Below are 26937 nucleotides of genomic sequence, written 5' to 3'. Positions count from 1 at the left end.
AAAACTGATTAAATGTTGCGTCGCACTCCGGCCGAGTGTATGGTCACGGGTATTAACGAAGAGTTACTTAGGCCTTTGAAGGTCTGTCGGATTTATGGTCTCTCTGGCCAATAATCGGACGGTTGGTATCAGTGATACTGCGCGGGCATTTTTCTCATGTCGATTGGAGCGGATATTGGCAACAAGGTAGGCCAACTCGACAAATCCGCTGGCGGTTCTCCCGCTCGTTTTTCCAGCAATGCAGTCCCCTATCTGTTATCGACCGCAGATGCCTTCGTGATCCTGCTGTCCAGCGTGGCGGGGGGCGTTGGATATCAGCTATCCGTCGGCAACGACGTGCCGAACATTCTCCCGCATTGCGCGGTCGGGTTGTTGGCCAGCTTCATTCACATCCTGCGCATGAGCGGCAGCGGCTATTATGATTTTCCTGACAGCGCCAAACCGCGCGTCGAGATCGGCGAAATACTGATTTGCTGGTTTACGACAGGGCTGCTGCTCGCCTTCTTTGCGTTTCTGCTCAAGATCGGCGTCGATTATTCGCGCGGCGCCTTTGTGGTGTTCTATTTTGCTGCGCCGGCGGGATTACTCGCCGTCAGGAAGGCTACCAAGTTGGCCCTGGCGGCTGCCGTTTCGCGCGGTGCGATCGGCCGGCGCGACATCGTGCTGATCGGCGATCTCCAGGAGATCGCCGCGTTGGAGCCCCGGGATCTGCTGGTTTTCTTCGGTACGTCCGAAGTCAGCCGCTTCACGCTCAGTTCGGAAGACGATCCAGTGAAGCGCGACTCCACCGATGTCAGCGTTATCAATTCAGCCGCAAATTTTGTCAGGCGCAACAATTGCCGGGAAGTCTTGCTTGCGATGCCCTGGGAGGATGCGCCCCGGCTGGAGTTCATCCGCGAGCACGTCAAGACGCTTCCGGTAGCAGTGCGGCTCTTGCCCGACATGCGGGTTCGAACGTTAACGAATTATGCGTCGTCGGCGCGTCAGCGCGTCCTCGCCATCGAAATTCAACGTGCGCCGCTCAGTGCCGCGGAACGCTTCGTCAAGCGCGTGATGGACATCGTCATCGCGGCCCTGGCGCTGCTGTTCTTTCTCCCCATCATGGCGCTCACGGCTTTCGCCATCAAGCTTGACAGTTCCGGGCCGGTTATTTTCCGGCAGTTCCGAAAGGGATTTAATGGCAAGCAGTTCATGATGTTCAAATTCCGCACCATGACCGTGCAGGAAAACGGGCCCGCCGTGGTGCAGGCTACGCGCGACGATCCGCGGGTAACGTCCATTGGCCGTCTGTTGCGATCGGCAAGTATCGACGAATTGCCCCAGCTATTGAACGTCCTCAAGGGAGATATGTCCCTGATCGGGCCGCGTCCGCATGCGCTGGCCCATGACAATTATTTTGAGACGGTATTGAGCGAGTATGCGTTCCGGCATCACGTTAAACCCGGCATGACCGGTTGGGCGCAATGCAACGGCGCGCGCGGGGGCACGCCTACGATCGAGCACATCTCTGAACGCGTAAAACTCGACCTCTGGTACATCAACAACTGGAGCCTGTGGCTGGACATCCAGATCCTGATCAAAACCTTTTTCGAGGTACTGAGTAAGCGCAACGCTTACTGATCGGGCGAAGACGCCGGCGCTCGTAATCTGCCGGATGCCTGCTTCCTTCAACCCTTGGGTGCGGGGAACCTCGCTAACTGCGGCGTATTAACACCTGTCCGCCCCCGGAAGGGCAGCGGGCCAATCATGATTTGGGAGATATTTGAAGCACTTAGGTTTGGTGCTCTGCAAACCCATGTTTTACGGAGATTTGTTGCCAAATCTACAATTTTGCTGGAAAGGCCCGCCGCTGGACTTATAGTTTGTAGCGAATCGTGATGGTTACAGGCGGGATGAACAAGAAGCCAAATTTCGATGGAATGTCTGTAGACGAGTTATGGCAGCTCCATGAGGAGCTCAGCCAGGTCTTGTCGGTTCGGTTGACGTCGGAAAAGCGTGAGCTTGAGAAGCGGTTGGCGCAACTTCGGCGCGAGAAGGAAATGCGCCAAACGGAATCCGCGGATGCCCGAAGTGCGCCGCGCGAGCGCCGGAAGTACCCACGCGTATTCCCGAAATATCGAAACCCCGAGGAGCCTTCCGAAACCTGGTCGGGTCGCGGAAAGCAGCCGCGCTGGCTCACGGCCGCGCTAAAGACCGGTCACAAGATCGAGGAGTTCGTGATTGGCAAGCAGGAAACCAAGAGCGAAAGCACTCGCCGCCGCCGCGCATAGGCGCCTTTTGGCAGCCGCGAAAGCTGCGTAACCGGAGGTATTCATGAAGCTTGCGCTCTGTGCAGTGTTGTCCCTGCTGCTGCTTGGAACCGCCGCTGCGGGTCAAGGCAACGTCTCGATGGGCAAATGGCGCTTGGCCGATGCCACCACTGACGCCTGTCTTGCCAACTGCGCCAGTCAAAATGATTCCTGCAAGCGCGTGTGCCCAACCACGCTCGGCGCTCCCTGTCAGAGCGCATGCGACAGCCAGGCCCAAACGTGCAGGCAAAGCTGCCGGAACAGATAGCAGTTAGCGGTCGCGACCGCCGTCCATCGGGCGGACGCGACCTCCGTAGTTATTTTGCGGCCTGCCCGTAGAATTCAGCTTCGGCGTCCCAAGCCGATGTTTCGCTCCAGCCCAACCCCGCCCCGTCAATCCGGTCGGTGTTGATCCGGACCATCGGTTCGGTGAAGTCCTCCTGCTGCAGCAACGTGACCGGGCAGGCAACCCCAAGACGGGATGACATTTCGGTGGCGAAGCGTTGCGCAAAGGCGCCCTGGCTCTCGACATAGAAGCTCGGATTGAACTTCGTTATGCCGCGCTGCGAAGTCACGCTCTCGGCAAAGGTCGCGTAGGCTTTAGCCAGCAAATCAACATGAATGTTGTCACGAACGTACAGAGGTGTCCGTACCGCCGGAACTTCGCCCTTGAACCAGGAGCGTATCAAATAGCTGCAAAACCGCGGTTCCTCGAACGGTCCAATGGGGTTCGCGATCACGAACTTCCCGAGATTGAACTGCAGGGTCTCGCTCAGGAAGCGATAGTATTGCCAGGTGAGGCCTTTCGACAGTCCGTAGGGTGAAAAAGCTCTGAGCGGCGCATCGCCGGCACCTTCGTCCTGTTCGAATACCGAGCCGGTGAGCACGACGCCTGCCGAGCCGCGACCCATCATCTTCTTCAGGACCGCGACAAGATTTTTCGTATTGTCGGCGACGGCGCCAATGACGTCGAAGTCCGGATTGCGGTAATCGCCGGTTTGCGCCGCATGCTGGCACAACAGATCCCATGAGCCGGTCCCTGCGAGATCGAGAAAGCGGGCCGAGCCGAACGGGCAGTCCTCGACGACTTCAGCAACACGGCGAAGCTCGGCCACTCGGCTGCCGCGCAAGCCCGAATAATCGCTGCCCCTGAGGGAGGCAACGACGGTATGGCCTTTCGCGGCCAGGCTGCGCGCAAACCACAGACCGGTAAACGAACTGCCGCCGGTCAGAAGGATTCTCACGTCAGGCCTCGCAAGGATTCGACGCCATGGAATACGGGGTCGAAGTCCGGCCAGCTGCTGTCCTTGGGTGAAACTTCCACGGGTTGCCGCGGCCACTCGATGCCGAATCGTGGATCGTCGAAGCGCAAGCCGCGCTCCTGTTCGGGCGCGTAGAACGCATTCACCAGATAGAACGCTTCGGTGTCGTCGGTGAGCGTCATAATGCCATGCGCGAAACCCTGCGGAACGAAAATCATCGTTCGGTTTTCTGCGGTGAGTTCAACGCCGAACCACTTGCCGAAGGTCGGGGAGTCCGGCCGCAGATCGACGATGGCGTCGTAGAGCGCGCCGCGGATGCAGCGCACCACCTTGATCTCAGCGGCCGGCGCCAATTGATAGTGCATCCCGCGCAGGGTGCCGGCTTTTGCACTCAGGGAGTTGTTGATCTGAACGATTGGCATCGGCACGCCTGCCGCTTCGAATTCTTTCTGACAAAAAAAGCGTGCGAAGAAGCCCCGGTCGTCACCGCGCTTTTCGAGTTCGATCGTGTAGGCGCCATGAAGCGGCGTTGGGTGAAACTTCACGATGTAAGCCTTTCAAGATTATTGCCAGCGGAGGTCGGCAGACAGCCGACCCACCGCAATGTGGTCCTTGAGCGTCTTGAGCCGCATCAGGGAGGATGTGCGAAACTCCTTGTCCGAGAATCCCATTCCGTTCAGTCCGGCTGAGAGGTTTCGGACGGACTGAGCGAGCGGGACCGCAGGGAGATGCGCAGGAGCCAGTTCGGCAAAAAGTGAAAAATCGACCTGATAAGAGCGCAGGTCCGGCGGCGCCGCCGTGTTGATGCTGACCCGGGTTCCGGGCAGTTCAGCGGCCACGACCTGGGCCAGATCGCGGACTTGATAATTTCCTGTGTTGCTGCCGGCGTTCACCACAAGAACCCGTCCGCCCCGGTCGGTATCACGTCCGACGGCCCATTCAATTGCCCTTGCCATATCGGCCACATCGATCAGCGGCCGCCACGGTGTCCCGTCGCTGAGCACGGTAATCTCGCCAGTAGCCAGCGCGCTCGCGACAAAGTCGTTCAAGACCAGATCGAGCCGCAGGCGATCCGACATGCCGCAAGCGGTCGCAAACCTCAGGCAAGTGACCGTCATTTCGCCCGCGTTGCTCGCGCGGAGCGCATTTTCCATCGCGACCTTGGACCGTGCGTAGGCGGTGAGGGGATTGAGCGAGTCGCTTTCGCGCTTGGGGTGACCTTCAGCGGCGCCGTAAATGCTGCAGCTCGAAGCGAACACGAAGCGGCCGACGCCGCGCTGCTCCGCCATCTGCGCAAGCGCAACGCTGGCCTTTTCATTGATCGCTTCGGTGACGCCTTCGAATTCCTTGCCCATCGGGTCGTTGGAAATCGCCGCCAGATGGACGACGACATCGACACCGTCGAGCAGTTCCGGCGGAAAGTTTCTGATATCGCCGAAATGGGCGCGATCCAGCAGCGACTCGGGCAATCTGGTCGGCCCGGTAAGATTGTGGGCAAAGAATGCAGTATCGAAGCCGATCAATTCGGCGTCTGGAAATTTCTGCCGGAGGTGACGCGTAAGGATGGGACCGACATAGCCCATCGAACCGGTAATGAGAATACGCATGGAATCTTTCTTCTTTACCACTTCTTCCAGGGAGCTTTATTGCTTGCCCAAAGATCTTCCAAATATCGCTTATCGCGCAATGTATCCATCGGGTGCCAGAAGCCGTCGTGGAGGAACACGCTGAGCTGGCCATCGGTTGCGAGATTCGTCATCGGTTCCTTTTCCCAGACGGTCGCGTCGCCTTCGATGTAATCGCCGACCTTGGGCGAAAGCACGAAGAAGCCGCCATTGATCCAGTTGCCGTCGCCGCGCGGCTTTTCCTGGAAGCCCGTAACGCGGGGGCCCTGATGGTTGATGGCGCCGAAGCGGCCCGGCGGCTGTGTGCCGGTTACGGTCGCCAGACGGCCTTCGCGGCGATGGAACGCGATGCTTTCGGTGATGTCGATATCGGCCACGCCGTCGCCGTAGGTCAGGCAGAAGGCGTCGTCATCGCCGATATAGGGAAGGATTCGCTTGATGCGTCCGCCGATCATGGTTTCTTCGCCGGTGTCGATCAGCGTCACCCGCCATGGCTCGGCGTGCTTCTGCAGAACCTCCATCCTGTTTTCGCGAAGGTCGAAAGTGACGTTCGATTGATGCAGGAAGTAGTTGGAAAAATATTCCTTGATCACGTAACCCTTGTAGCCAAGGCAGATGATGAAGTCATTGATGCCGTGGCTGCTGTAGATCTTCATGATGTGCCAAAGGATCGGCTTGCCGCCGATTTCGATCATCGGCTTGGGACGAACATCGGTTTCCTCGGCAAACCGAGTTCCCAGGCCACCTGCCAGCAATACTGCGCGCATTAATTTGCCACTCAATACGTTGAGATTAATAGGATTACCGGTATTCATTACATGAAATGGCGAAGCCGCGCGAGGCCGGGTCGTCATTTCGTGACAGAATGGTTTATTTGATTTTGCCCGTCAATTTACGGGTTCCCGCCGAAACGCTGCGTGAAGTCCAGCCGGGTTCATTGCGTGCGCACGTTGAGATTGAATGCGGCCGAGTAAGGTTGACGGGTTAGCTTAATCCACGGCTTTGATTGAGCCGTTCATCGGCGAAGCTATGATGAAGCATGAAGCGAAATCAACCGCATCGGAAGGTCGTCACCAAGCGTAAATCGCGGGCTCGGTCCGCAGATCTTGCGCAAAGGTATCAGGAAGTGTGCGAGCTCCGGCGCAAACTCGAATGCGTTACGGCCAAGGTGGCTTCCCTTCGTCCCAGACAACATTGAGGTGTGAACGCGCGGTCATTTATTTCGGCGCGATTTGCCTTCAATGCCGGAGTTCAGCGCGATGAGTAAGTATAACCTGTTTCAAATCCCGGCGCTCAGTCCCGAGCGGACGTGGGCGGACACCTGGCATCTCTGGACGGTCATTGTGCCGCGGCGCTCGATCACCGGGCGGCTGTTATGGGGCAGGGTATGGCGCCGGCATGACGGCAGGCGCTGGATCTACAAGAAGTTCGTCGAATACGAGCCCGACGACCTCGATTGATGGATTGACTGCTTCACTCAGGCGTTGCGGACACGCCGTTGCGGCGTTCGGAGCGAAATGCCAATGCTATGCCGATGGCGATGATCGTCATCGTCGCCAGCAGACTCGCCGGAGCGGTGCAGTTGATGCACGTTCCAACGATCGAGAAGGTCTCGCTCACGGGAGCTGCGACAAGGTTCATCATACCGTCATCCTGACATTAAAGGCCGAGAGCGCGGGGCGGAATTAAATATAGCAGCTCCGTTCCGATCCAGCCAGCCGCTGGTCGCCGTTGGGGTCATTTTGATGGGTCCGAACCGGACCTATGGTCCTCTCCGGCTATTTTTTCCAGGTTTTCCTCGGCGCAGCTTGGCTGCACACCCCAGTGGTCCGGCCGATTTACTGTCGATTAACTATGATGTTTTACCAAATATTTACGCGCCAAAAATCGTCCACGGCGCGAAGCCGTTGGGGGTTTTACCTTTGTTGCCTTCTCGTAGCCTTGCGACGAGGTTAGCCGCCTGTTCGGCGGCAATACTCGTTGTGTCGGGCTGCAGCACGACCACCACCCCCACGCCTTTGACCACAGTGTCACAACCCAGATTGACTTCGGGACAGCCGGTTTCCCTCGAGCAAACCTATGCGTATGACGGCGGCCCTACGGGCGCCGTGCCGCTTCCGTCACCCTCATCGCAGGCCGTTGCCGTCATCGATGGTGGCAGCGGCAGCATGATCGGCGGGACGTATTCGAAGCGGAAGACCGCCGGGGCGGACGGGAACGTGGTTCTCAATCTGGCGAGCGTTCCGCTTCAGCAAGCCGCCAAGACCGTTCTCGGCGACATGATCGGCGTGAACTACGTCGTCGACCCTCGCGTCGACGGCGTGATTTCCGTGCAAACGACGCGTCCGGTCAGCAAGGCCGAGGCGATGGAGATGTTCCAGACCGCGCTGGTGCCAATCGGCGCGGTGCTGGTGCAAAGCCGCGGCACCTACCGGATTGCGCCTGCCGACCAGGCTGCCACGGGCGTGATTGCGACCGGCGATGGTCCGGCCGAGAGCGCCATCGCCGGCAACGGCATTCGCGTTGTTTCCCTGAAATACGTGTCCGCGACCGAAGTCGCCCGCGTGCTGGAGCCGATGGTGCCGAAGGGCGCCATCGTCCAGGCCGACGATGCGCGCAACATCCTCGCGCTCAAGGGCTCCCCGGCGGAAATCGAAAGCATGCTCGATTCGATCTCGGTGTTCGATGTCGATGTCATGAAGGGCATGTCGTTTGCGGTCGTTCCGGTGAAAACGCCGCAACCGGAAAAAATGGTCGACGAATTGAAGGCGATATTCGCGGCTGAGAAAGAGGGGCCGCTCAAGGGTCGCGTCAGGTTCATCGCCAACACGCGGCTTGGCGCGATTCTGGTCGTGACCTCGCAGCCGAGCTATTTGCCGAGGGCGCAGACCTGGATCAGGCGGCTCGACGCCAAGGCCGCCGGCTCAGAACGGCAGCTCCACGTCTATCAGGTGCAGAACCGGCCGGTGGCGGAACTCGCCAGCGTACTGCAGTCGATGTTCGCGAATGAAATGAAAGTGGTGAAGCAGCCGACGCGCAGCGTTTCACCGCGATCGAAGCAGGCGAGCTTCTCGGCAAGCTCGGCAAGATCGCCGGGAGCAGGCGGCGCGACCCTGGATATCGATCAGGGCGGACCGATCGGGCTTCGCGGTGTCAGTCCTGCCAACGATCTGCAAAGCCTGCAACGCGCACTGAACAATGAGCCGGAAGCCTTGGCGCCGGATTCGATGGAGCCATCTTCGTCTCCGTCCGCCAGCAGGGTGGGCGATGAACCGCCGCTCAAGATCGTCGCCGACGAAACTAAGAACTCGCTCCTCATCATGGCCAATGAGCGGGACTACCAGCGCGTGCTGCGCGTCATTCAGGGGCTCGATGTCGTCGCCAGCCAGGTCCTGATCGAAGCTGTCATCGCGGAGGTGGCGCTGAACGACAAGCTGCAGTATGGCGTGCAATGGGCGCTAGCGAAAAACCGCACGCCGACCGCCACGTTCACAAATGCGCTGACCGGCGGCGTTGCTTCCGTTTTTCCCGGGTTCAACTATGCCGTCAACGCAGCCAGCATCGCGTCGACACTCAGCGCATTGAACGCGATTACACGCGTGAATGTCATTTCGACACCTTCGCTTATGGTGCTGGACAACAAGACGGCCAGGCTGCAGATCGGCGATCAGGTGCCGATCACCACGCAGACCGCGACCAGCACCGTGACGGCGCAAACGGCGATCGTCAACTCGATCACCATGCAGGATACCGGCGTGATCCTTTCGGTGACGCCACGCATCAATGAAAGCGGCCGGGTGCAGCTCGAGATCGAGCAGGAAGTCAGCGCCGTGGTGAAAACCACGTCGTCCGGAATCGACTCGCCGACCATCCAGCAGCGGCGTGTGAAGACCACCGTGGTCGTCAACGACGGCGAGGTCCTCGCGCTCGGCGGGATGATCCAGGAGCAGGCCAACAAGACCAGCAACCAGATCCCGCTGCTCGGCGACATGCCCGGGCTCGGAGCCGCGTTCTCCAACCGGGGCGACCAGGTCCAGAAGACCGAGCTCGTCATCCTGATCACGCCCAAGGTTGTCCGCGACGGCACGGAAAGCCGTCTCGTGACCGAAGAATACCGGCGCAAGATGCATGTCTACATGCCCCACACGACGTCGCGCGAGCGTACGCCGGCCAATACGATGCAGCGGATAACGTCACAGTGACGAAACGAGCGGCAGCCTATTTGAGGAATTTCTCGCTGTTGTCGAGCATGGCCTGCTCGCTGGCCGGCTGCGTGACCTATGCCTATCCGATCATCGAACCGCCTCCGCCCTATGCCGTCTTGCCGGTCGATGAATCCATGAGCTGCAACGGCATCGCGGCGTCTTTCCGTTACGCAGCGCGGCGTGCCGCGCGGCTGGAGTATTGGCTGGCGGTGGGGCCGCTGGCAGGCTACGGCTACGAACGCTACCCGCTGGATGCGCCCAAGCAGCTCATCGATGAACGCAGGCGGCTCGATGCGCTGGCGGATCTGCAGCGCTACAAGGGCTGCACTGTGATGGAGCCGGGCCCCGCCGTCGTCGAGGAGCGTTTGAAGCTCGAAGGCTCCGTCCGTCCGCCGCCGCCACCACCTCTGCCGCCACCGGTCGTGCTCAACTCAAAAGGCTAGGACGCGGACTCATTAGCGCGCAGCTGGGCTCAACATGCCCGGCCAAGGAGCGCTTTGGTCGCGATGCGCCCGAAAGCGGACGCGTTATGCTCACTTTGAGTTTCGTCGTTCGTGACCCGGAACGGACCTCAGATGTGATGTGGTCACCCCTGCTTCGCCGTTCGCGTGAGCGGAGTATCGGGCGGCAACGAGACCCAGGGGTGGCGTGACTCCTCCCACACCGAGACGGTCGGCGCCGGGAAACTCGGGTCGGCGAAGTTTCCGATGGCAACAATGACGCGTCCAGGAAAACTTTCGCTCTCCCAGTAGACCGTGGAGCCGCATGTCGGACAGAAGTTAAAAGTCACCACGCTCGCGCTTTCGGCTGTCCGATTCCACGTCGTAGCCTTACCGGTGAAGGTGACCTGCTCGCGCCGGAAGCTCGCTTGGTTGCTAAATACTGCACCAGTACGGCGCTGGCACGCCAGACAGTGACACGTGGAGATACGCACCGATTCGCCTTCGATCGTGAGGTGAAGCTGCCCACAGCTGCAGGCGGCGTGTCGGGTGGTCATGGCTCAGCTCCTCGGCTGCTGATAGTGGCAGAGTGTAGGCTGGACTTGAGAACAATGCACCAGACGCAGTGGGGCCGCGCCCGTTCTCCTAGTGCTTCGGGTCACTTCGCGCAGCCGAAGAGGTGCTGCGACGACAGCATCGCGCGATGTCCGAGTTCGAGGGTGAAGCGGACCTCAATGTCACAAGCGCCGATTTCGGTTGATGGCACTTTTGAGACATGCCGACCGTCCGCGACGGTGTCCGCTTTCGGGGGAAAACCGGAAGCCATCGACGGAGAGCCAAACCGACGCAATTGACCCGAAGCGGACATTTGATCGCAGCAATCAGACCACTTGTTTTAGCTCCTCTCGGCTGGACGAGGCGGCGGAGCCTCGCATCAAAAAGGCATCGGCATCGCCGCGTTGTTGCCTACCTAGCGCGATTGACGTATTGCCCATATGCTACCTCTGGGATCAGGAGGGCGACAGCGGGGTCATGGTTGGACGCCGAATAACGGTCAAAGCGAGACTTGGGTGTCCGAGGAAGCAAGAGTGTCAGATACGGAACGGGCTGCAGAGGCCGAGGCGATCCGCAGCAAATTGATAGCGCTGGAAGAATACCGAAAGCTTCTCAACGGCAGGGAATTGACGTCGAATTGGCTAGTCGTCGATCAATCCATGATCGACACATTTGCTGCCGCCACAAGAGATCATCAGTTCATCCATGTCGATCCGACGCGTGCCAATGCTGAAACTCCGTTCGGAGGAACGATTGCGCACGGCTTCCTGACACTGTCATTGCTCTCGACCCTCGCTTTCGACGCCATGCCGGGCGTGGAAGGGACCCGCATGGGCGTCAATTACGGCTTCGAGCGCGTGCGTTTCCTGAGCCCCGTCAAATCCGGAACACGCGTGCGCGGCAAATTTCGTTTAATCGGCCTGACGGAACGCGCGGTATCCTTGCAATCCGCTTGGGAAACCGTGGTTGAAGTGGAGGGCGCAATTAAGCCCGCGCTAGAGGCGCACTGGATTACCCTCGCGTTAGTGGACCCGCGCAACGACTAGCTTTGTCTTGCGCACAAGTCTCTACGAAAGCATAGGCTTCCAATCCACATCATGTTGGGAATAAGGAGGCGAGGCCCATTCTTCGTCACTACGTCCTCAGGGCAGCAAAGGGGACCGTCGAAAGACCGACATTTCCTAACCGCCAATTGTTCAACGGGACAAGCAGGTCTGTTCTTGGCACTTTTGAGACATGCCGACCGTCCGCGACGGTGTCCGCTTTCGGGGGAAAACCGGAAGCCATCGACGGAGAGCCAAACCGACGCAATTGACCCATACCGGAAGTCGAGCTCCGCTCGGATGGGAGCACCTGGTCATCTCCAATTCCCGCCGCCCAGTCGGCGCCGGATTAGACAATTGTCCCGCTCCGGATACCTCGCGGGTCGATACCTCGGTTCGAGGCGACATAATCGACCTCACCGCGCGAGATGCCGATGTCTTCGAGCTCCCTGTCACTCAAGTCGAGAAGGCTAGTTTGTATACGGTGGCGATGACGTCGCTCTTGGTATGCATCCCAGCATATCCAGAAGAAGCTAGAGACGTATCGCGTCGATCTAAATGTTCGCTCCAGCCAAATTATGTCGTTGATCGTGCTCATTCGGGCCTCCCGAGGGTGCTGCACCATTCAAGGTGGCAGGAGATCGGCAGGCGTGCTTGATCAGCAGCTTACATTTTCCTCACCAGAAGCTTATTCTTGGACTACCCGGCCGACGGCCGGGCCGTGAAATCGCCCCTCATCCAAGGGATCACGCCTTGCGCTATCTCTTCGAGGACTACGCATTCGACACCAACCTGCGCGAGCTGTATCGCGGAGCGGACGTCGTCTCTGTCACGCCACAGGTATTCGATTTGCTGGAATACTTGATCCGCCACAGGGCGCGCGTTGTTAGCAAAGACGACCTCATTAACGCTATCTGGAACGGGCGCAGCGTGTCCGATGCAGCGCTGACGACCCGCCTGAATGTCGCCCGGAACGTGATTGGCGATTCGGGCGGCGAACAGCGCCTCATCAAGACCCTGCCGCGCAGAGGCTTCCGTTTCATTGGACAAGTGCGGGCAGCGCAGGAGCCCTCGGGCGTAGCAGGATACGATAACCCTATAGAACCACCGAAGGCCACTCTGCCGCTTCCGGATAAACCTTCGGTCGCCGTTCTCCCCTTCACCAACCTGAGCGGCGATCCCGAGCAGGAATACTTCGCGGACGTTCTGACCGGATCGCCAGCGAGGGAGCGAAAGGAACGGTCACCTCGCGAGATCGACCAGGAGGTAGCTCGCAAGGCGGCACTTGCCTATGAGAAATGGAGGCGCGACGCCGAGAGCCGAAAGGAAGAGGCGGCGAGGGAAAATGCCCGCCAGCGTCGCGAGCGGACCATTGAGAAAGTTCAGGCCGCGCTTGATAAGGCCGAGCGGGAGCATACCCGTAGGGTTGATGTCATCGAGACCGAGCGCGCCGACATCGAAGCACGGGCACAGGCCGAAGATGCACGCTGGCACAAGCAGAAGAGCGAGCTAGAAAAGGAATTGCGTCGTGCCCGTAGCTGATCGAAAGAACGTTGATGAAATACTCCGAAGCTCGACCCTACGCTGATCCCGAGAGGGCCGCGCGCCGCATCGTTGAGATCGCCAGCACCGTCGAGCCGGTGCAGGACGGGCGCCTCCACGTCGAGCTGATCAACGGCCCGTTTTTGTTCAAGGACAAGGGCAGCCTGGCCGAATACGGCGCGGGATGGCGCTCGCCATCGAGCGCGGCTGGCTGACGATGCATGAGAGCGGCACTTATGTGCGTTTCACACCGGCCGGTGCTGATCTGTTCGCGTAGCGTCAGCCCCCACGCTGTCGATGTCGGCTTTTGGCCGATTTTGTTGCAAAAGTCGGCTGTTTGCGATGGATAGTTCGGCCACTTCGCTAGGGGCGGCCGGCTTTGATCCGCCGGCCCTGACGCCTCTACACAACTCCAACGCTACGCGATGCACAAAGCCTGAGCGGGTGGCGGTCGCGCGACCAGCGACGCGAGCCGCCGCAGGTTCTGGGCGATGGCAGCAAGAACAAACTCGTCCTGGGCGCCTCGTGGTCCACGCAGTCGAAGCCGACCGAGCTTCAGGATGCGCTTCAAGTGTGCGAACCGCATCTCGATCTTCTTGCGCTCACGTCGTGACTTCTCAAAGCCTTCGGTGTCAGCAAACGACCGGGCAACGTCTCGGGCGTGTTCATGGATGTCGCGCGGGATCTTGCGCGATGGGTCTTTTGGACAGCACTGCGGTTTGAGTGGACATACATCGCAGTCGAGTTTGCTGGCGCGATATAGAAGTGTCCTGCCCTCGTGCACGGTGCCGCTCGTTCCGAGTTGCTTCCCGCCCGGGCAGTGGTAGACGTCGCTGGTCGCATCATATCGAAAGTCGCTGCGCGAGAAGGTGCCGTCATCTCGCTTCGACTTGTCGAACACGGGGATATGTGGCGCGATGCCCTTCTCCTCGACCAGCCAGTTCAGCATCGGAGCAGCCCCGTAAGCGGTATCCCCAACAAGCCGCTCCGGCTTGAGACCAAAGCGCTCCTCCGTTCGCTCAATCATGGTCCTCGCCGCTCCGACCTCGGCCTGGCGAATGGAGCGGGAGGCCTCGACGTCAACGATGACGCCGAACTTCACGTCGATGAGATAATTGTCGGAGTAAGCGAAGAATGCTGGTCCCTTGTGAGCCCCGGTCCACTGGGCCGCAGGATCGGACGGCGAGATGAACTTCGGGACAACGTCACTGGCCGCACCCCACGCCGTATCGTCGAGGGTCGCCAGATACTCCTTCACCGCGCGGCTCGATCTTGCCGGATCACGATCCCTGCGCCAATCCTGACCCGCGATCGAGCGCTGCTTGTTGGCGTCGGCTTGGATCAGGCTCGCATCGACGGCAAAGCCTTCGCCACCAACCAGACCGGCCGCAATGCACGCCTCAACGACACGCTCAAACACGCGGCGAAAAACATCCCCCTCGCGAAAACGCTCGTTCCGGGCACGCGAGAACGCCGAATGATCCGGGACAGCATCGTCGATACCGAGCTTGCAAAACCAGCGATAGGCGAGGTTCACCTGCACTTCACGACAGATCAATCGCTCCGAGCGGATCGCAAAGACATAACCTACGACCAGCATCCGGATCATCAGTTCCGGATCGATCGACGGGCGGCCCATCGACGAATAATGGGGTGCAAGTTCGCTGCGGAGCCAGGATAGATCGAGAGCAGTGTCGATCTTCCGCACCAGATGATCTTCGGGGACCGCATCGCCAAGACGAAACTCGTAGAACAGTTGACCTTGGTCACTCTTCAGACGGCCCATCATGGATCGACCTCACCGAGAATCGCGTCACCACAACGGAATCACGCTTCGCAGCCTGTCTCAACTGACTTTTGCAACAAAATCTGCCCGAAGGCGAAGTGCCGTGATGTCGGCTCCCGCGCCGCTGTTGGGGGAGAAGCAGACATCGGGTGGCCGACTCGCAGCAACCGACTTTATGAGTACGCACCCTAGCTGCAGCTTTGAGTCGTGCGGAAGGTCAGCTTGCTGCTGCTTCGCGAACACGCAGGCATGCGCGCGCAGCGCCTTGGGGGCGCTCCTGCCGCGGGCTTGATGAATCGATATCCCCGCGCCGCCATTCGCGGATGACGTAGGGGCGCCCGTTACCGCCCTCCAGCGAGACCAGTGCCTCGCGTATGAAGCGCGTGCCGTCCAAGGCGCTGATGTCCGCGCGGATGGTCATGCTGCCGCCTGTGGGCAGCCCTCGCTTGGCGGTCGCCTGCTTCGGCTCGACATTGAGCAGTCTAAGCATGGCGGGGGAGGCGGCTTCCATGTCAGGCTCCGGCCGTCCCGAGCGAACCGTGACATGGCGAAGCGCTGTCCGAAACAACCGGGGCGACATGCCGTCGATCTGGTCCAGTTGCATCACGGTCGTGAAGCGCGTTTCAGCAGGCCCTGCGGCTGGTGTGATCTGCGCCTTCGGTTTGCGGAATTCGATGATCTGCGCGGCGATGCGCGTGCCTCGCGACTGATCGCCGGTGAGCGCGGTGAAGAGGCGCGTCAATGCGGCCGCGCTCGCCGTGTTCAGGTCGATTTTTCCGGTCTCTTCCTCGACCGTGATCGTGGCGCGTTCGCCGCCGGGCAACCGGCACCGTAACGGAAAATTAACGGCTTGTTCGGGCGCAGCAGTCAGCGCCGTGGCAATCGCCAGATTGACGGCGCTCTCTGCCGCCATCTCGGCTGCGGTCACCGAAGCGTAGTTCGACGACGTCTTGGTGCGGTAACGCGCGCCGACGATGACAGCCATTCCAAGCAGCGTAATCAGGCCCAAAGTCCAGATCACGGCGACCAGCGCGAAGCCCGATTGGCTGGCCCTGGAGCGAGGCAGGGAAGGGCGTTCCGGTCGGTCGGGGACAGGACGTCGGTTGGTTCGAGCCTTTGGCCGGTTTGCCACGTCGATAAGCCTTGCTGGGCCGGCCAGCGGACCTGACCTTGCATCTTCGGCTGATATTTACGCGGGAATGGCAAACAAAGCGTCAAACAGCTTGTGTTAATCAAAACCCCCTAGAATCGCGCGGACGCAGACCCCACCGCCGAGCGCGCGAATGTCATTCGATATCCAGCAATTGTTGCGCCCGGCCGCGCCTCCAGGCCGGGGAACGGAATGGCCGAGGCCAAGGGACGCCGGCTTCGCGCAGGCGTTCTCCGACCTTCTGGTCGGCAAGGACCTGGTCGATGCCGCCGCCGTCGGCCGGGCCCGGCGGGCCGCCGAAGCGGCTTCCGAGCGTTTCGATCTCGTACTGGTCAAGCTTGGTCTGATTTCCGAGGCCGACCTCTGTCTGGCCTACGCCACCTATTGCGGTCTTCCTCTGATCGAACCTGTGGATCTCCCGGCCCGGCCCGTCCTGGCGGATCGCTTGCAGTTCTCTTTCCTCAAGACTAATCGGATCCTGCCGATCTCGTTCGACGGCCGGCGCCTGTTGATCGCCACCGCCGATCCCTTTGTCGACGAGTCCGTAAAGGCCATCAGCTACATGCTCGACGTGCGCGTCGAGCTCGCCGTGATTGCGCCGGCGGAAATCGAGCGCGCCTTGCGGACGCTGTATCAGGTCGCGGCGTCCGAGATGCCGCCTGAGGAAACCGACGACATCGCGATATCAGGCAACGACGGCAGCGAATTCGACGTCGAGCGTCTGCGCGATATCGCCAACGAAGCGCCGGTCATCCGGCTGGTGAATCAGATCATTGCGAGGGCCGTCGAGCGTGGCGCGTCCGACGTGCACATCGAGCCCGGACGCGATGCCGTCGCCGTTCGATTCCGCGTTGACGGATTCTTGCAGCAGGAGCGTCTCGTGCCCGCGACGCTGCGCGCAGCGCTGACGACGCGCGTGAAGATCATGGCCAAGCTCGACATCGCCGAGCGGCGTTTGCCGCAGGACGGCCGTATAAAGACCGTGGTTCGCGGCGTCGAGATCGACATTCGTGTCTCGACCTTGCCGACGGTGTTCGGCGAAAGCGTCGTGATGAGAATTCTCGATCGAACCCGGGTGGAGCTGGATTTCACCAAGCTCGGGCTCGACGGCAGGACGCAAGCATGTCTCCAGCGCCTGATGGCGCTTCCGAACGGCATCATTCTGGTCACCGGTCCGACCGGCAGCGGTAAGACGACGACGCTCTACACTGCGTTGAAGGATCTCAATCGACCCGAACTGAAGCTGTTCACCGTGGAAGATCCGATCGAGTATCAGCTCTCCGGGATCAACCAGATCCAGGTCCAGCCGCAGATCGGTCTCGACTTCCCCACGGCGCTTCGCTCGATCCTGCGCCAGGACCCTGATATCGTCATGATCGGCGAAATCCGCGATCTCGAAACCGCGCGGATCGCCATCCAGGCAGCGCTGACCGGCCATCTGGTGTTCTCGACCTTGCACACCAACAGCGCGATTGCCGCGATTACGCGCCTGATCGACATCGGACTGGAACGCTACCTTCTCGCCTCGACGATCGCGGGAGTGATGGCGCAGCGCCTGGTCAGAAAGCTTTGTCCGGTCTGCTCGCGACTGCACAGCGACGGCGAGCGCGCGCATGGCAAGCTCAAGATGGCGATAGCAGGCAATCCGCGAATAGATTGGTCGCACAGCCGGGAGCCGGTTGGCTGCGAGGCGTGCGGCAATACCGGCTATAGCGGCCGCACGACGATTTCGGAGCTGCTGGTAATCGACGATGCCATCCGCGAAACGATCGGAAGACGAAGCCAGGATCAGCGTGCGATCGAGCAGATCGCGCGTGAAGCAGGCTTTCACTCGCTCTACGAAGACGGCTTGCTGAAGGTCGGGGCCGGCGAGACTTCGCTTGAAGAAGTCCTTCGCGTAACCCGCGCGTCCTGAAGGGAGCACGGCCCGTGGCAACTTTTCACTACAAGGCTTACACGGAACGAGGCGCGGTCACCGTAGGGACGATCGTTGCCGAAGGCCTCGATGCGGCTATCGACGCGCTCTACGGCTCGGGGCTGACGCCGTTCGAAACCTACGGCGTGACCGACCGGACGGCGGAACGCTCGGGACAGCCATCCGCTCCAGCGCGCGAAACGGAGACGTCGATCTGGAAACGGGAGCTCGTTCAGTCAAACCGCTTCAGCCTGAAGGAGCTGACCGCCTTTACGGTTGAGCTGGCTTCGCTGACCAATTCCGGGCTGACGCTCGATGCCGCGTTCCGGATCATCGCAGGGCCGGGCGCCGCGCCGAAAACCGCGCGTCTTGCCAACGGGCTTCTCAAGGACGTGCTGGCCGGATTGCAGCTTTCGGAGGCGATGGCGCAACGACCGGACGTGTTTCCCTCGGACTACCGGGCCATTCTGGCTGCCGGCGAAGCCGGAGGTGTCACCGGGCAGGTCCTCAAGCAGATCGCCGAATTGCTGGCGCGCCGGCTCGAGATTCGCAACAAGATTGCCTCCGCGCTCGTCTATCCCCTGATCCTGATCTTGATGTCGCTGGTATCGGTCGTGGTCATCGTGTTCGTGCTGATACCCAGCATCTCGCCGATCTTCGTCGATGCCGGCCTTCCGCTTCCGGGCATCCTGCATTTCTTCGAGGAGGTTCAGGACAACTGGCTGATCGTCCTGCTGGCAGTCGCTCTTTGCGGCGCAGCGGGTTTCGTATTGTGGGGCAAGGCGAAGCAAAATCCGGAAGTCATGCTCGGTGCCGATCGCTTGAAATGCTCGGCGCCGGTGATTGGCGCGCTCATTCGAAACCGCGAAGCCGGTGGCTTTGCGCGGGCGCTCGGCACGCTGCTCGTCGCAAGGGTGCCGTTGATGTCTGCGATGCAGACCGCCCGTGCGCTCGTCACCAACCGGCACCTGAATGCGCTCTACGAAAACGCGATCAAGCGTGTTCCGGAAGGCACGCCGCTGCACCGCGCCTTCGAGGGGGACGGTCTGTTGCCACCGGCATCGCTTCGTCTCGTCGCCGTCGGAGAGGAATCCGGTCAGCTCGGCCCCATGCTCATTCAGGTGGCAAGCGTGATCGAGGCCGACCTGCAGCGGCGCATCGAGCGCATGGTCAGCCTGCTGACGCCGGCTTTGACGCTTGTCATCGGCGGAAGCATCGGTGGGCTCATCATGCATGTGATGAGCGCCGTGCTGTCGATCAACAATCTCGCTTTCCAATGAGACGCCCCGCACGATCGTCCGCCGGGTTCACGCTGGCCGAATTGCTCGTCGTCATCGGGATCATCGGGCTTGTCCTTGCCGGCACGCTGTCCGCCAAACCGAAGGCCGTGGCCACGCGTGTCGCCGTCACGGCGCGCTCCGTCACGGCGACGCTTCAATTGGCCCGCGCGCAGGCGATGTCGAGCAATGCCGAAACGCTGTTCCGGATCGACGTGGAGAAAGGCCGGTTCGGCCTGCCGAATTCCATGCACAATCTGCCGCGTGGAATGATTGCCGCGGTGGTGGTGGCCGAGACCGAACGTTCCGGCGATCTCGGCGGTATCAGATTCTATCCGGACGGCCAGTCTTCCGGCGGCGAGATCGCGTTGACGCTGGATGGGCGATCGGCGCGCATCGCCGTCAACTGGCTGACCGGCGAACCGCGGTTGATCCAATGATGGGCGCGCGATCCAGACGAATGTTGACAAGGCGCGATGGCGAGCGAGGTTTTGCGCTAATCGAAATCCTCGTTGCCTTCGTCATCCTGGCGCTGGGGCTCGGTGCAATATCGACCGGCGTGGTGATGGCGATGCGTTCCGATGCGCGCACGCAGGTCAATCGCAGTGCGTTGCGGGTTGCACAGTCGCGTCTCGAAGCCGCCGGAATTTCCGAGGCGCTTGCGCCGGGCTACCGGGAGGGGTTGGTTGCGAACAAATTCCGGTGGCGGCAGACCGTCACGGAACTTCGTCCCGCCGGCGATACGCGATCGGCGCAAGGCGCGCGGCCTGCGCCTGCAAATGGCGCCTTGCAGTCGTTCTGGGTTGAAATAGCCGTCGAGGCGCCGGACGGCACCGCCATCAAGCTCGCGGCGTTGAAGCTTGCGAGCGAGGCGAAGCCATGACGCGCGCGGTCCGCAGCCGGCTGATCGCCCGCGTTGCTGCGCGCCGGAGGGGCGAGCAGGGGCTGACGTTGATCGAGCTGCTCCTGTCGCTTGCCATCCTGGCGATCCTGACAGGCTTTCTGGCCGGCGGGCTGTCGATGGCGCGGCAGGCTTTCGGCGCCGATCGCGCGAGCGAGATCGTGAGTGAGACCAGTGCCGCGATCCAGACCGTCGCCGCGCTGGTGGGGTCCGCGCTCCCAGTCCGGTTTGACGGGGCAGGGCCGAAAGACGCCATCGGGTTCGACGGTCGCGGTGAGGTGGTTTCCTTCGTGGGGTTGAGCGAGGGACGGTCGTTGCGAGGCGGGTCGCACAAGATCGTCTTGCGGCGGAGCGGCGGCGATATCGTCGTCGATTTCGTCCTACTCAAGGGCGGCCTCGCGAAGGAGAATCCCGAACCGTGGCCAACGCGCGTCGTGGTGCTCCGCGGCGTACGCGAAGTTCGTCTTGGGTATTTCGGCACCATCGACCCGAAGGTAAAGCCGGCTTGGCGCGCCGATTGGGTTCGCGCCGAGCGGCTGCCGGATCTGGTCTCGATCCGGATTGAATTTGAGGACGAGCGGCGCAACGAGCCCGCCACCGTCGTGGCCCTGCGTCAAGGATAGAGCAGATGAGATCAGGTTGGGCCGTGACGACGGACCATCTCGTGCCCCGGATGCAAGCGGCGTGAGTGCTGCGAGCCGGGGCCCATCCTACTTTGCATGGGGTTGTTTTGACGATTTTGCGTCTGGGCGCTGAGGCGTGCCGCCCAAGTTTCGAATAATCGCGTCTAAACAAGACGGTAAACGAATGATCAAACCCAGTTGAAGCACGGACTGAGGACCGCCGGGCACCTCACGCAGCCAGTGAACGGCCGCTCGTTACTCTTCGTAAAGAATTAGTAAATAGGCTTCGCGCATTCGAATCGAATGTCCCGATCACGCAAGTGACGATCATGCCTGTCGCCGATCTGCCAGCCCGCGCCGGTGGCCTCCACGTCCTCACGGCGTGGGGCAAGGGCTTTGCGCAATGGTGGCTGTCGGGCCTGCGTGACGCGGTTCCTGCGCGCTGGCGCGAATGGGCCGAGGGCGAGGCGAGGCCGCAGGTCACGCTTTGGCGGGATGGCGACAGCATCACATGCCGCTTGGTGTCTGCCACGGGTCCCGGGGAAATCCGGATTCCATCGCCGCTTTTCAACGCGGCCGCACTCGAGCAGTGGCTCACCGAGCAGGGCGCGTCGCGGGATGCGACGACCGTGGCGCCGGTGCTTTCGCGCGAGCTTTTCTTTCTGCGCGAGTTGAGTGTGCCCAAGGCGGCCTTTGGCGCCCTGCCCAAGATCCTTGACCAGGACATATTGCGGCGAACGCCATTCCAGCTTTCGGATATCTGGCATGCCGCAACCGCTGTCGGAGAGGAATCCGATGGCGTCGTTCCGATGTGTCACTGGATTATCAGGCGTGATCGCGCCGAGGCGGCTTTAGCGGAGCTCGGTCTGGCGTCGCGGGATGTCGACTGTCTGGCGGTGGCAGACGCCGGCGGCGAGGCCGCGCACGTCATCACGTTCCGCGCCGTCAGTGACGAAGATCCGGCGTGGGCGCTGCGGGCGGTTCGGCTGCTGGCAGTCGCCGCGCTCGGCGCCGTCCTGCTTGGCCTGATCGTGTTCGAATGGCGCCAGGCCAGCGTTGCCGCCGCGCTGGAGACGGCAGTTGCTGAGGCCCGGCTATCAGCTCAAAGCGGTCGCGACGGCCTGGATCCTGCGGCGCGCTTGTTCGCAATGAAGGCTGAGACCGGCATCCTTGCGGTGTGGGACGAGCTGTCGCGTATTCTGCCCGAACATACTTTTCTGACCGAAACCCGCATCGCCGACGGCACGGTGACGCTGTCAGGGTTTTCGGCGGATGCCGCACGTCTGGTTCGCATCATTGACCAGTCTCCGCTGTTTTCGGGCGCGACGCTGAGTTCTGCGATTACGCCGGATGCGAACGAGCGCAAGGATCGCTTCAGCATCGTGTTCAAGCTGCGTGGCGCGCGTGCGGCGACCGCGAGATCCCGGGCTGCGCCATGATTCAGAATCTGAAATTGGCGCGCGGCACGCCGTTCCTGGCCTTCAATGCTGCCGCGATACTCTTTGTCGTCATCTTCTTCCTTGCACCGATCATGGCGCACTTTGCCGGCAGGGGCGAAGACATTTCGGACAATGCGGCGCAGCTTGCGCATTTCCAGACCGTGACCCGCGCGGCAAAGAAGTCGGCCGGCAGCGTCGGGCGGTCCGGCGATCCTTTCCTTTCCGGCAGCGAGGAGCGCGTCGCCAGCGCCGACCTGCAGGCCAGCCTGAAGTCGATGGCGACGAATGCCGGCGTCAACCTGCTCGCTATCCGAGGGTTGCAGGGCGGGCGGTCCCACCCGTTGCACATGATTGTCGTCAGCGTAGAGCTCGAAGGGCCGCTGAAGGCCATCAGGGACATGATCTTTGCGATCGAGAACCAGACGCCGCTATTGTTCGTCCCCTCGGCCTCGTTCCGCAGCCTGGCGGACGGGGAGGACGGTCCGATCAGGGCCGAGCTCAGGGTTCAAGGAGCTATCCGCAACGGTTCGCAGCCTTCCGGCAGAGAGGCAGCCATGGGCGGCCGGCAAGCCGGCCCTGGATCGGCTCCGGCGGAGCGGATGCCATGACGTCGTTGGCGCAAATGGTCCAGCTTCGGCTGTCGGGCATGACCGGTTCACCGCGGCAATTCGCGGCGTCCAGGCTTGCCGCCATGCTCGGGCGGACCGACCTGCCCAGCCGGAGCGAATTGACGGCGCTGCGGCCTGCGACGCGCGTTCTCATCGTGGGCTTTGCGGCCTGGATCGGACTGGTCGGCGTGATGACACTAAGCGCGGTGATTTCGCTTGAGCTTTCGACGGTCACGGCCCCGACCTGGTTTGGCAGAAGTGGACCGGTCGCCAAGGCCTCCGAAGCGCGCGCCGCCGCGGGCTTTGAGAATATCGTGCAGCGCCCGTTGTTCTCACGGAACCGGCAGGGTTTTGTTGCGGCCGAGCCGGTCGCCGCGCCACCGCCGCCGATGGCGACCTTGGACGCAGGGATCACCCTCAAGGGGGTGTTCATGAGCGACGGGTTGGCGAAGGCGTTCCTGGTCACGACGCAAAGTCCGCTGGGCGTGTGGGTTCAGGTCAATGGGCAAATCGACGGCTGGCGCGTCGCCGCGGTGACCCCCGAGCACGTCGTGTTGGAGGGGCAGAGCGAGAAGTTGACGGTGCCCCTGCATGCGAGCGGGAGATGATGCGCGCGCTCCGCAAGACCAGTGACCGTACCAGCCGCTTTTTTGGCGAAGCGCTGGCATGGCGCTCGCCAGGGCGGCCATACGTTGTCGTGGCATGGGCCTTGATCGCCGGCGCGGTCTGGTTCGCCATCGGCCTTGCAGGCGATCCCGCCTGGGCACTGCCCACCATCGCAGGCTGCTACCTCGTCGTTCTGTTGGCCGCTGTTTGCGCCATTGACGGCCGCTACGGGATCATTCCGGACAGCATGGTCCTGGCGCTGGCCGCCGGCGGCGCACTACAGGCCTATCTGTGGGGCCCGGCGGACTTCTGGTGGCGTGGATTTGAGGCTGTGCTGGTCTTTGCTGCCGCGTCGCTGTTCCGCGCCGGCTATCGCTGGCTGCGGGGTTTTGACGGCCTGGGTTTCGGCGACGTCAAGTTCGTCGCGGCGGGCACCCTTTGGATCGGCGCGGAAGGAATTCCCGGCCTGCTGTTGATCGCGGTGGTCTCCGCTCTGGTCAGTTTGCTGATCCTGAGAGCGCAAGGACATGACCTGCACGGCAAGCAGGCCATCTCGTTTGGGCCTCACCTTGCCGTCGGCCTTTGGTGGGTCTGGCTTTTGGGACCGCAGCCGATTTAAAGGACGATACGATCCCGACTAAACCAAAGCACGCTGCACGCTGTAGATCCTGGCGGTCAAATGCCGCCGGCGCCGAACGCCCGCCACGGCCGTAGACAAAATTGGCTTCGTTCTGCCAAAAATCGACTGTTTCGCGAGCAGATGAAATAGGTATCATAATGCCGGAAAGGCGCGACGCATCGATTGCGAAAACTAAGCTGATTATCGGATTGGCTGTGGACTATGGGCATGCCGGAGGTTTGGGAGACTTCGACCTACTTTTCGCCGGCTGCCTCGACGGTAATCAAAAGCTCAGACTGGTATCCTGTTATCGCTCGTTTCGAATTCGACTTGAACCGAATCTTTGCCTAAGAAATCTTTGCTCACGGTGTAGAATATCGCATGGCCGGTATTTTTCGGGCCGGGCAAGCGTTGGTTGCCGCAACTTCACCCGTCACAATTTGTAGGCCTACAGCCCCGTGCGCTGGCTTCTCCCGAAGTTTCGGCAAGAGGATCCGTTGCTGGTGCCGCTTCCCTGAGTCCAGCCCGAGGCCAGATTCTGATTAAACGTGACGACTGCCGAGCCGCTGCTGACAAAAGAGGTCAGCGCAAGCGCAGTTCCGAGTGATCAAACCCAGCGACGAAAATCGCATAATTCCCCATTTATTATTGGTTGTATTATCCCTAAACACGTTTGTTTAATTAGAGTCAATCTCCGGTGGGGATAACACTTCGTTGCACGTGCACCTCACGGCTATCACCCTGGCGCTTATTTGGAGTTGGGACCCTGACGTGAGATCGGACTGCTAGCCGCGGCGAAGCATCATATCGGGAATTGGGCATTTTACAGCCGCAACCAGCGGCTTAAGTCAGGAAGGCCCGTCAATCGCTCAGGACGGTTTATCCTTGGCGAACCACAGCCGATGCGTGATCCTCGCGAAAAGGATGCCGGCCGCTCCGCCTGCCATTTTCTCCAGCGCATCGACCATTGTGCCATGCCGGTCCGTCGTCATGGTCTGCGCAAGTTCGAGAAGGACGGCGCCGCCGAGCACCACACAACAAACCAGCAGCAGTTTTTGGGGGTAGGCGTAGGCAAACAACGCGCCGAGCACGGCGAACGCCAGGACATGCTCGAAATGGGCATAAGTCCTCATTTCCGGACCCATCAAGATCGGTGCAAGCTTGAAATAGATCGAGTACACGAACCCGACGTGCGTCAGCGTCGCGTAAGCGATCGCGGTGATGGCAACCCATGCAGCTATCGTAATTAATTGGGTGACGATTTTCCGGTTCATGCTGAACTTGTGCAATGGCGTTCGCTTCCGCGCGAATGAATTGGTGGCTTAACCTTACCGTGGCGAAACACCCGGGTGAATGGTTTCGCGTGTCGATCCTCATGGCTGACTGCAGGATTACGCGCGAGCAACGCGGAGGACGACGGTCGGGGAGCGCTTGCTTTTTCGGGCTCTACGCTGGCGCGTATGGTCACGGGCCCAACGTTTCTTACGACCATCCTTCCGGGCTTGGCGAGCATGCGCAGTTGGGTTGGTGCTACCATGGTTATGATGGCTGTTCGTCCTACTGGAACATGCACAAGCCTCCCACCGAGGACCAAGCTCAAGAGCGCACTGAATTAAACATCCGAAACAAGATTTCCTTGCGACGGTTCCTAATCTGCTTCGAAATTAACTGCAAAATCAGCCCGTTAGGCGCAAAAATTCTGCTATTAATCCGATTAAAAAATGGGCTCGATTTAATCAATAAAATAAAATCGCTGATGTGGGCGCGGCTGGATCTAGAATTCGCCTTGTACGATCAGCCGCCGGACAAAAAAGAAGCCGCCCAATTGGGCGGCTTCCAATTCAGACACGGCTGAAATCATCAAGCGAGACGAAAGCCGATCTTCTTCGAAGTTTCCCGACGGCGATAGGCCAAGAAGCCAACGCCGACGAAGCCCAGGATCATCATCGCCCAGGTCGATGCCTCAGGGACAGCCGCCACCGACGCGTTATCGAGCACAAAGTCAGCCGCAGGAATGCCCTGTCCATCGAAATTCAGCGAGAAAGTATAGGGACCAGCACTAGCCGCGAAAATAGCCGAGTAGAGGGTCCATCCGCTCGCCAAAGTCTTGGCCGTGAAAAGCGGGGAAAGCACCCCGTCCACGCTCGACTGGAGAGTGGCATCGAATGGGTTATTCCGGCCATTGTTGGGGGAGTAGATCTCGAAGCTCACTTGGTAGTTCTGACCCTGCGTCAGGCTGATCGACTGGGAGATCGACTGGGTGGCAGTGTCTGAAACGAAGTAAGCACCAGAGTTACCACCATTGGGAGCTGCGGGGATAGGTTCCCCGAACGCGCCGGTCGGATATTCGCCAGTTTGATTATAGGCAATAACGACCTGAGGATAGCTAACGTCACCGCCGGTATTCACCGTCCAACTGGTGAAATCCCCTGATTCAAACCCGCTGTTTAGAAGAACATTCGCCTGTGAGGCGCCGCTCTGCAGCAGAACGCCAATTAATGCAGCGCCAGTAAATTTGAGCAGCTTATTCATTTTTTCACTCCTGGAATTTAATAAGATATTAATATCTGCGAATTCTAGCCAAGTCAACCGCGGCGGCGCACAACATTCCAAATCATTCGTTTATCAGTTTTTTAGGCTGTTTTTGTCCATTTTTGAAACAGGAAGGTCAATTTCGCGGCAAGCCCTATTCGGACCACCAAGACAGCGGCCTCGGCCGTGCCATTCTAATGCTGGAGATGATTCCATCGAAATGGCGAAGCTTGTCGCGCCGGGATATGATCCAAAATTTAGATCATTTTTTCAAGGGCAATTAAACGTTTTTCCGCCTTATGGCGCCGTCGGACCCGTGCGGCGCCTGTGAGCACGGTCCATGTCTACCTGTGGGAAGATCGAAATCGTCAAAAAAACGAGACAAAAACTCGGGGGCTGACGCGGGGAGGTGGTTATTATCGAAGCAAGCTGGTCGCCCTTCGATCGTTGCCGAACACGCGCCTGTTTGGCAAAGAACCCCGGAAGGTGAAACGGTCGCATTTATCAGTGGTCCCAAAGAC

The 26937-nt window shown here is 60.5% G+C and carries 28 protein-coding genes and 2 pseudogenes; 18 read left to right on the top strand and 12 right to left on the bottom strand.

Features of this window, described 5'->3' with window-relative positions:
* The first annotated feature begins 156 nt into the window (after positions 1 to 156).
* Together IVB22_RS40285 and IVB22_RS40280 are read left to right on the top strand one after the other, a co-directional pair.
* Positions 157 to 1620 (top strand): undecaprenyl-phosphate glucose phosphotransferase, encoded by a 1464-nt coding sequence (locus tag IVB22_RS40285; protein ID WP_256467529.1) that lies wholly within the window; start codon positions 157 to 159, stop codon positions 1618 to 1620.
* 272 nt (positions 1621 to 1892) lie between these two features.
* Positions 1893 to 2270 carry an H-NS family nucleoid-associated regulatory protein gene (locus IVB22_RS40280; protein WP_247522684.1) on the top strand — a complete coding sequence of 126 codons (378 nt, stop codon included), beginning with the start codon at positions 1893 to 1895 and terminating at the stop codon, positions 2268 to 2270.
* Positions 2271 to 2605: 335 nt separating this feature from the next.
* Here the strand turns inward: IVB22_RS40280 and IVB22_RS40275 are convergent, their stop codons facing one another.
* From IVB22_RS40275 to rfbF, 4 genes are read right to left on the bottom strand one after another with little or no spacing between them, the layout of a single operon-like run.
* Positions 2606 to 3628, bottom strand: coding sequence for an NAD(P)-dependent oxidoreductase (locus IVB22_RS40275; RefSeq protein ID WP_247522683.1), 1023 nt, complete (start codon positions 3626 to 3628; stop codon positions 2606 to 2608).
* A complete protein-coding gene (gene rfbC, locus IVB22_RS40270) occupies positions 3529 to 4095 on the bottom strand; it encodes a dTDP-4-dehydrorhamnose 3,5-epimerase (RefSeq protein ID WP_247522682.1) in 567 nt (188 codons plus the stop codon). The genes IVB22_RS40275 and rfbC overlap by 100 nt, the downstream gene beginning before the upstream one ends.
* Positions 4096 to 4113: 18 nt before the next feature.
* A complete protein-coding gene (locus tag IVB22_RS40265; RefSeq protein ID WP_247522681.1) occupies positions 4114 to 5157 on the bottom strand; it encodes an NAD(P)-dependent oxidoreductase in 1044 nt (347 codons plus the stop codon).
* A gap of 14 nt (positions 5158 to 5171) precedes the next feature.
* Positions 5172 to 5942 (bottom strand): glucose-1-phosphate cytidylyltransferase, encoded by a 771-nt coding sequence (gene rfbF, locus IVB22_RS40260; protein WP_247522680.1) that lies wholly within the window; start codon positions 5940 to 5942, stop codon positions 5172 to 5174.
* Positions 5943 to 6434: 492 nt separating this feature from the next.
* Between rfbF and IVB22_RS40255 the strand changes: the two genes are divergently transcribed.
* On the top strand, positions 6435 to 6635 hold the full coding sequence (locus IVB22_RS40255; RefSeq protein ID WP_247522679.1) for a hypothetical protein: 201 nt from the start codon (positions 6435 to 6437) through the stop codon (positions 6633 to 6635).
* Between the two features lie 13 nt (positions 6636 to 6648).
* Here the strand turns inward: IVB22_RS40255 and IVB22_RS40250 are convergent, their stop codons facing one another.
* A complete protein-coding gene (locus tag IVB22_RS40250; protein WP_247522678.1) occupies positions 6649 to 6819 on the bottom strand; it encodes a hypothetical protein in 171 nt (56 codons plus the stop codon).
* Positions 6820 to 7048: 229 nt separating this feature from the next.
* On the bottom strand, positions 7049 to 7174 hold the full coding sequence (locus tag IVB22_RS41505; protein ID WP_256467528.1) for a hypothetical protein: 126 nt from the start codon (positions 7172 to 7174) through the stop codon (positions 7049 to 7051).
* Positions 7175 to 7343: 169 nt separating this feature from the next.
* On the opposite strand from IVB22_RS41505, the gene gspD reads away from it, so the two are divergent.
* A complete protein-coding gene (gene gspD, locus IVB22_RS40245) occupies positions 7344 to 9377 on the top strand; it encodes a type II secretion system secretin GspD (RefSeq protein ID WP_247522677.1) in 2034 nt (677 codons plus the stop codon).
* Positions 9374 to 9823, top strand: a complete 450-nt coding sequence (locus IVB22_RS40240; RefSeq protein ID WP_247522676.1) for a hypothetical protein — start codon at positions 9374 to 9376, stop codon at positions 9821 to 9823. The genes gspD and IVB22_RS40240 overlap by 4 nt, the downstream gene beginning before the upstream one ends.
* A 143-nt stretch (positions 9824 to 9966) precedes the next feature.
* On the opposite strand, the gene IVB22_RS40235 is transcribed toward IVB22_RS40240, so the two are convergent.
* Positions 9967 to 10377 (bottom strand): GFA family protein, encoded by a 411-nt coding sequence (locus tag IVB22_RS40235; RefSeq protein ID WP_247522675.1) that lies wholly within the window; start codon positions 10375 to 10377, stop codon positions 9967 to 9969.
* A 531-nt stretch (positions 10378 to 10908) separates the two neighbouring features.
* On the opposite strand from IVB22_RS40235, the gene IVB22_RS40230 reads away from it, so the two are divergent.
* Positions 10909 to 11421 (top strand): MaoC family dehydratase, encoded by a 513-nt coding sequence (locus tag IVB22_RS40230; RefSeq protein ID WP_374207860.1) that lies wholly within the window; start codon positions 10909 to 10911, stop codon positions 11419 to 11421.
* 346 nt (positions 11422 to 11767) lie between these two features.
* On the opposite strand, the gene IVB22_RS40225 is transcribed toward IVB22_RS40230, so the two are convergent.
* The gene (locus tag IVB22_RS40225; RefSeq protein WP_247522674.1) at positions 11768 to 12016 is read right to left on the bottom strand and encodes a DUF1127 domain-containing protein; all 249 of its coding nucleotides are present in this window, start codon (positions 12014 to 12016) and stop codon (positions 11768 to 11770) included.
* A 155-nt stretch (positions 12017 to 12171) separates the two neighbouring features.
* On the opposite strand from IVB22_RS40225, the pseudogene IVB22_RS40220 reads away from it, so the two are divergent.
* Together IVB22_RS40220 and IVB22_RS40215 are read left to right on the top strand one after the other, a co-directional pair.
* Positions 12172 to 12621 (top strand): annotated as a pseudogene (locus IVB22_RS40220) (winged helix-turn-helix domain-containing protein); the annotation flags it as partial.
* Positions 12622 to 12974: 353 nt separating this feature from the next.
* Positions 12975 to 13175, top strand: a complete 201-nt coding sequence (locus tag IVB22_RS40215) for a hypothetical protein (protein WP_308200516.1) — start codon at positions 12975 to 12977, stop codon at positions 13173 to 13175.
* 203 nt (positions 13176 to 13378) lie between these two features.
* Here the strand turns inward: IVB22_RS40215 and IVB22_RS40210 are convergent, their stop codons facing one another.
* The gene (locus tag IVB22_RS40210) at positions 13379 to 14749 is read right to left on the bottom strand and encodes a transposase (RefSeq protein ID WP_247522673.1); all 1371 of its coding nucleotides are present in this window, start codon (positions 14747 to 14749) and stop codon (positions 13379 to 13381) included.
* A 214-nt stretch (positions 14750 to 14963) separates the two neighbouring features.
* Positions 14964 to 15767: a type II secretion system protein GspK gene (locus IVB22_RS40205; RefSeq protein ID WP_247522672.1), complete on the bottom strand. Its 804-nt coding sequence runs from the start codon at positions 15765 to 15767 to the stop codon at positions 14964 to 14966.
* 262 nt (positions 15768 to 16029) lie between these two features.
* Here IVB22_RS40205 and IVB22_RS40200 point away from each other — a divergent pair, with 262 nt between their 5' ends.
* The 9 genes from IVB22_RS40200 to IVB22_RS40160 all read left to right on the top strand — a co-directional run bounded on the left by IVB22_RS40200 (position 16030) and on the right by IVB22_RS40160 (position 23884).
* Positions 16030 to 17811, top strand: coding sequence for a GspE/PulE family protein (locus IVB22_RS40200; protein WP_247522671.1), 1782 nt, complete (start codon positions 16030 to 16032; stop codon positions 17809 to 17811).
* 14 nt (positions 17812 to 17825) lie between these two features.
* Positions 17826 to 19091 (top strand): type II secretion system F family protein, encoded by a 1266-nt coding sequence (locus IVB22_RS40195; protein ID WP_247522670.1) that lies wholly within the window; start codon positions 17826 to 17828, stop codon positions 19089 to 19091.
* On the top strand, positions 19088 to 19528 hold the full coding sequence (locus tag IVB22_RS40190; protein WP_247522669.1) for a GspH/FimT family pseudopilin: 441 nt from the start codon (positions 19088 to 19090) through the stop codon (positions 19526 to 19528). Before IVB22_RS40195 ends, IVB22_RS40190 begins: the two co-directional genes overlap by 4 nt.
* A 20-nt stretch (positions 19529 to 19548) precedes the next feature.
* Positions 19549 to 19971 (top strand): prepilin-type N-terminal cleavage/methylation domain-containing protein, encoded by a 423-nt coding sequence (locus IVB22_RS40185; RefSeq protein ID WP_247522668.1) that lies wholly within the window; start codon positions 19549 to 19551, stop codon positions 19969 to 19971.
* A complete protein-coding gene (locus tag IVB22_RS40180) occupies positions 19968 to 20612 on the top strand; it encodes a prepilin-type N-terminal cleavage/methylation domain-containing protein (RefSeq protein ID WP_247522667.1) in 645 nt (214 codons plus the stop codon). Before IVB22_RS40185 ends, IVB22_RS40180 begins: the two co-directional genes overlap by 4 nt.
* A gap of 329 nt (positions 20613 to 20941) precedes the next feature.
* Positions 20942 to 22051 (top strand): PilN domain-containing protein, encoded by a 1110-nt coding sequence (locus tag IVB22_RS40175; RefSeq protein ID WP_247522666.1) that lies wholly within the window; start codon positions 20942 to 20944, stop codon positions 22049 to 22051.
* A complete protein-coding gene (gene gspM / locus IVB22_RS40170) occupies positions 22048 to 22659 on the top strand; it encodes a type II secretion system protein GspM (protein WP_247522665.1) in 612 nt (203 codons plus the stop codon). Before IVB22_RS40175 ends, gspM begins: the two co-directional genes overlap by 4 nt.
* Positions 22656 to 23267 carry a hypothetical protein gene (locus tag IVB22_RS40165; protein WP_247522664.1) on the top strand — a complete coding sequence of 204 codons (612 nt, stop codon included), beginning with the start codon at positions 22656 to 22658 and terminating at the stop codon, positions 23265 to 23267. Before gspM ends, IVB22_RS40165 begins: the two co-directional genes overlap by 4 nt.
* Complete coding sequence (locus IVB22_RS40160) at positions 23267 to 23884, top strand: A24 family peptidase (protein WP_247522663.1); 618 nt, start codon at positions 23267 to 23269, stop codon at positions 23882 to 23884. The genes IVB22_RS40165 and IVB22_RS40160 overlap by 1 nt, the downstream gene beginning before the upstream one ends.
* A gap of 869 nt (positions 23885 to 24753) precedes the next feature.
* Here IVB22_RS40160 and IVB22_RS40155 read toward each other — a convergent pair.
* Positions 24754 to 25158 carry a VanZ family protein gene (locus IVB22_RS40155; RefSeq protein WP_247522662.1) on the bottom strand — a complete coding sequence of 135 codons (405 nt, stop codon included), beginning with the start codon at positions 25156 to 25158 and terminating at the stop codon, positions 24754 to 24756.
* A gap of 14 nt (positions 25159 to 25172) precedes the next feature.
* On the opposite strand from IVB22_RS40155, the gene IVB22_RS40150 reads away from it, so the two are divergent.
* Positions 25173 to 25739, top strand: coding sequence for a hypothetical protein (locus IVB22_RS40150; protein ID WP_247522661.1), 567 nt, complete (start codon positions 25173 to 25175; stop codon positions 25737 to 25739).
* 5 nt (positions 25740 to 25744) lie between these two features.
* Here the strand turns inward: IVB22_RS40150 and IVB22_RS42240 are convergent.
* Positions 25745 to 25858: pseudogene (locus IVB22_RS42240) on the bottom strand (PEPxxWA-CTERM sorting domain-containing protein); the annotation flags it as partial.
* Positions 25859 to 26937: the final 1079 nt, after the last annotated feature.

The sequence above is a fragment of the Bradyrhizobium sp. 190 genome, from assembly GCF_023073415.1.
Classification (GTDB): Bacteria; Pseudomonadota; Alphaproteobacteria; order Rhizobiales; family Xanthobacteraceae; genus Bradyrhizobium.
Note: the sequence above shows the minus strand (reverse complement) of the source record. Positions and strands in the feature narration are given on the sequence as shown.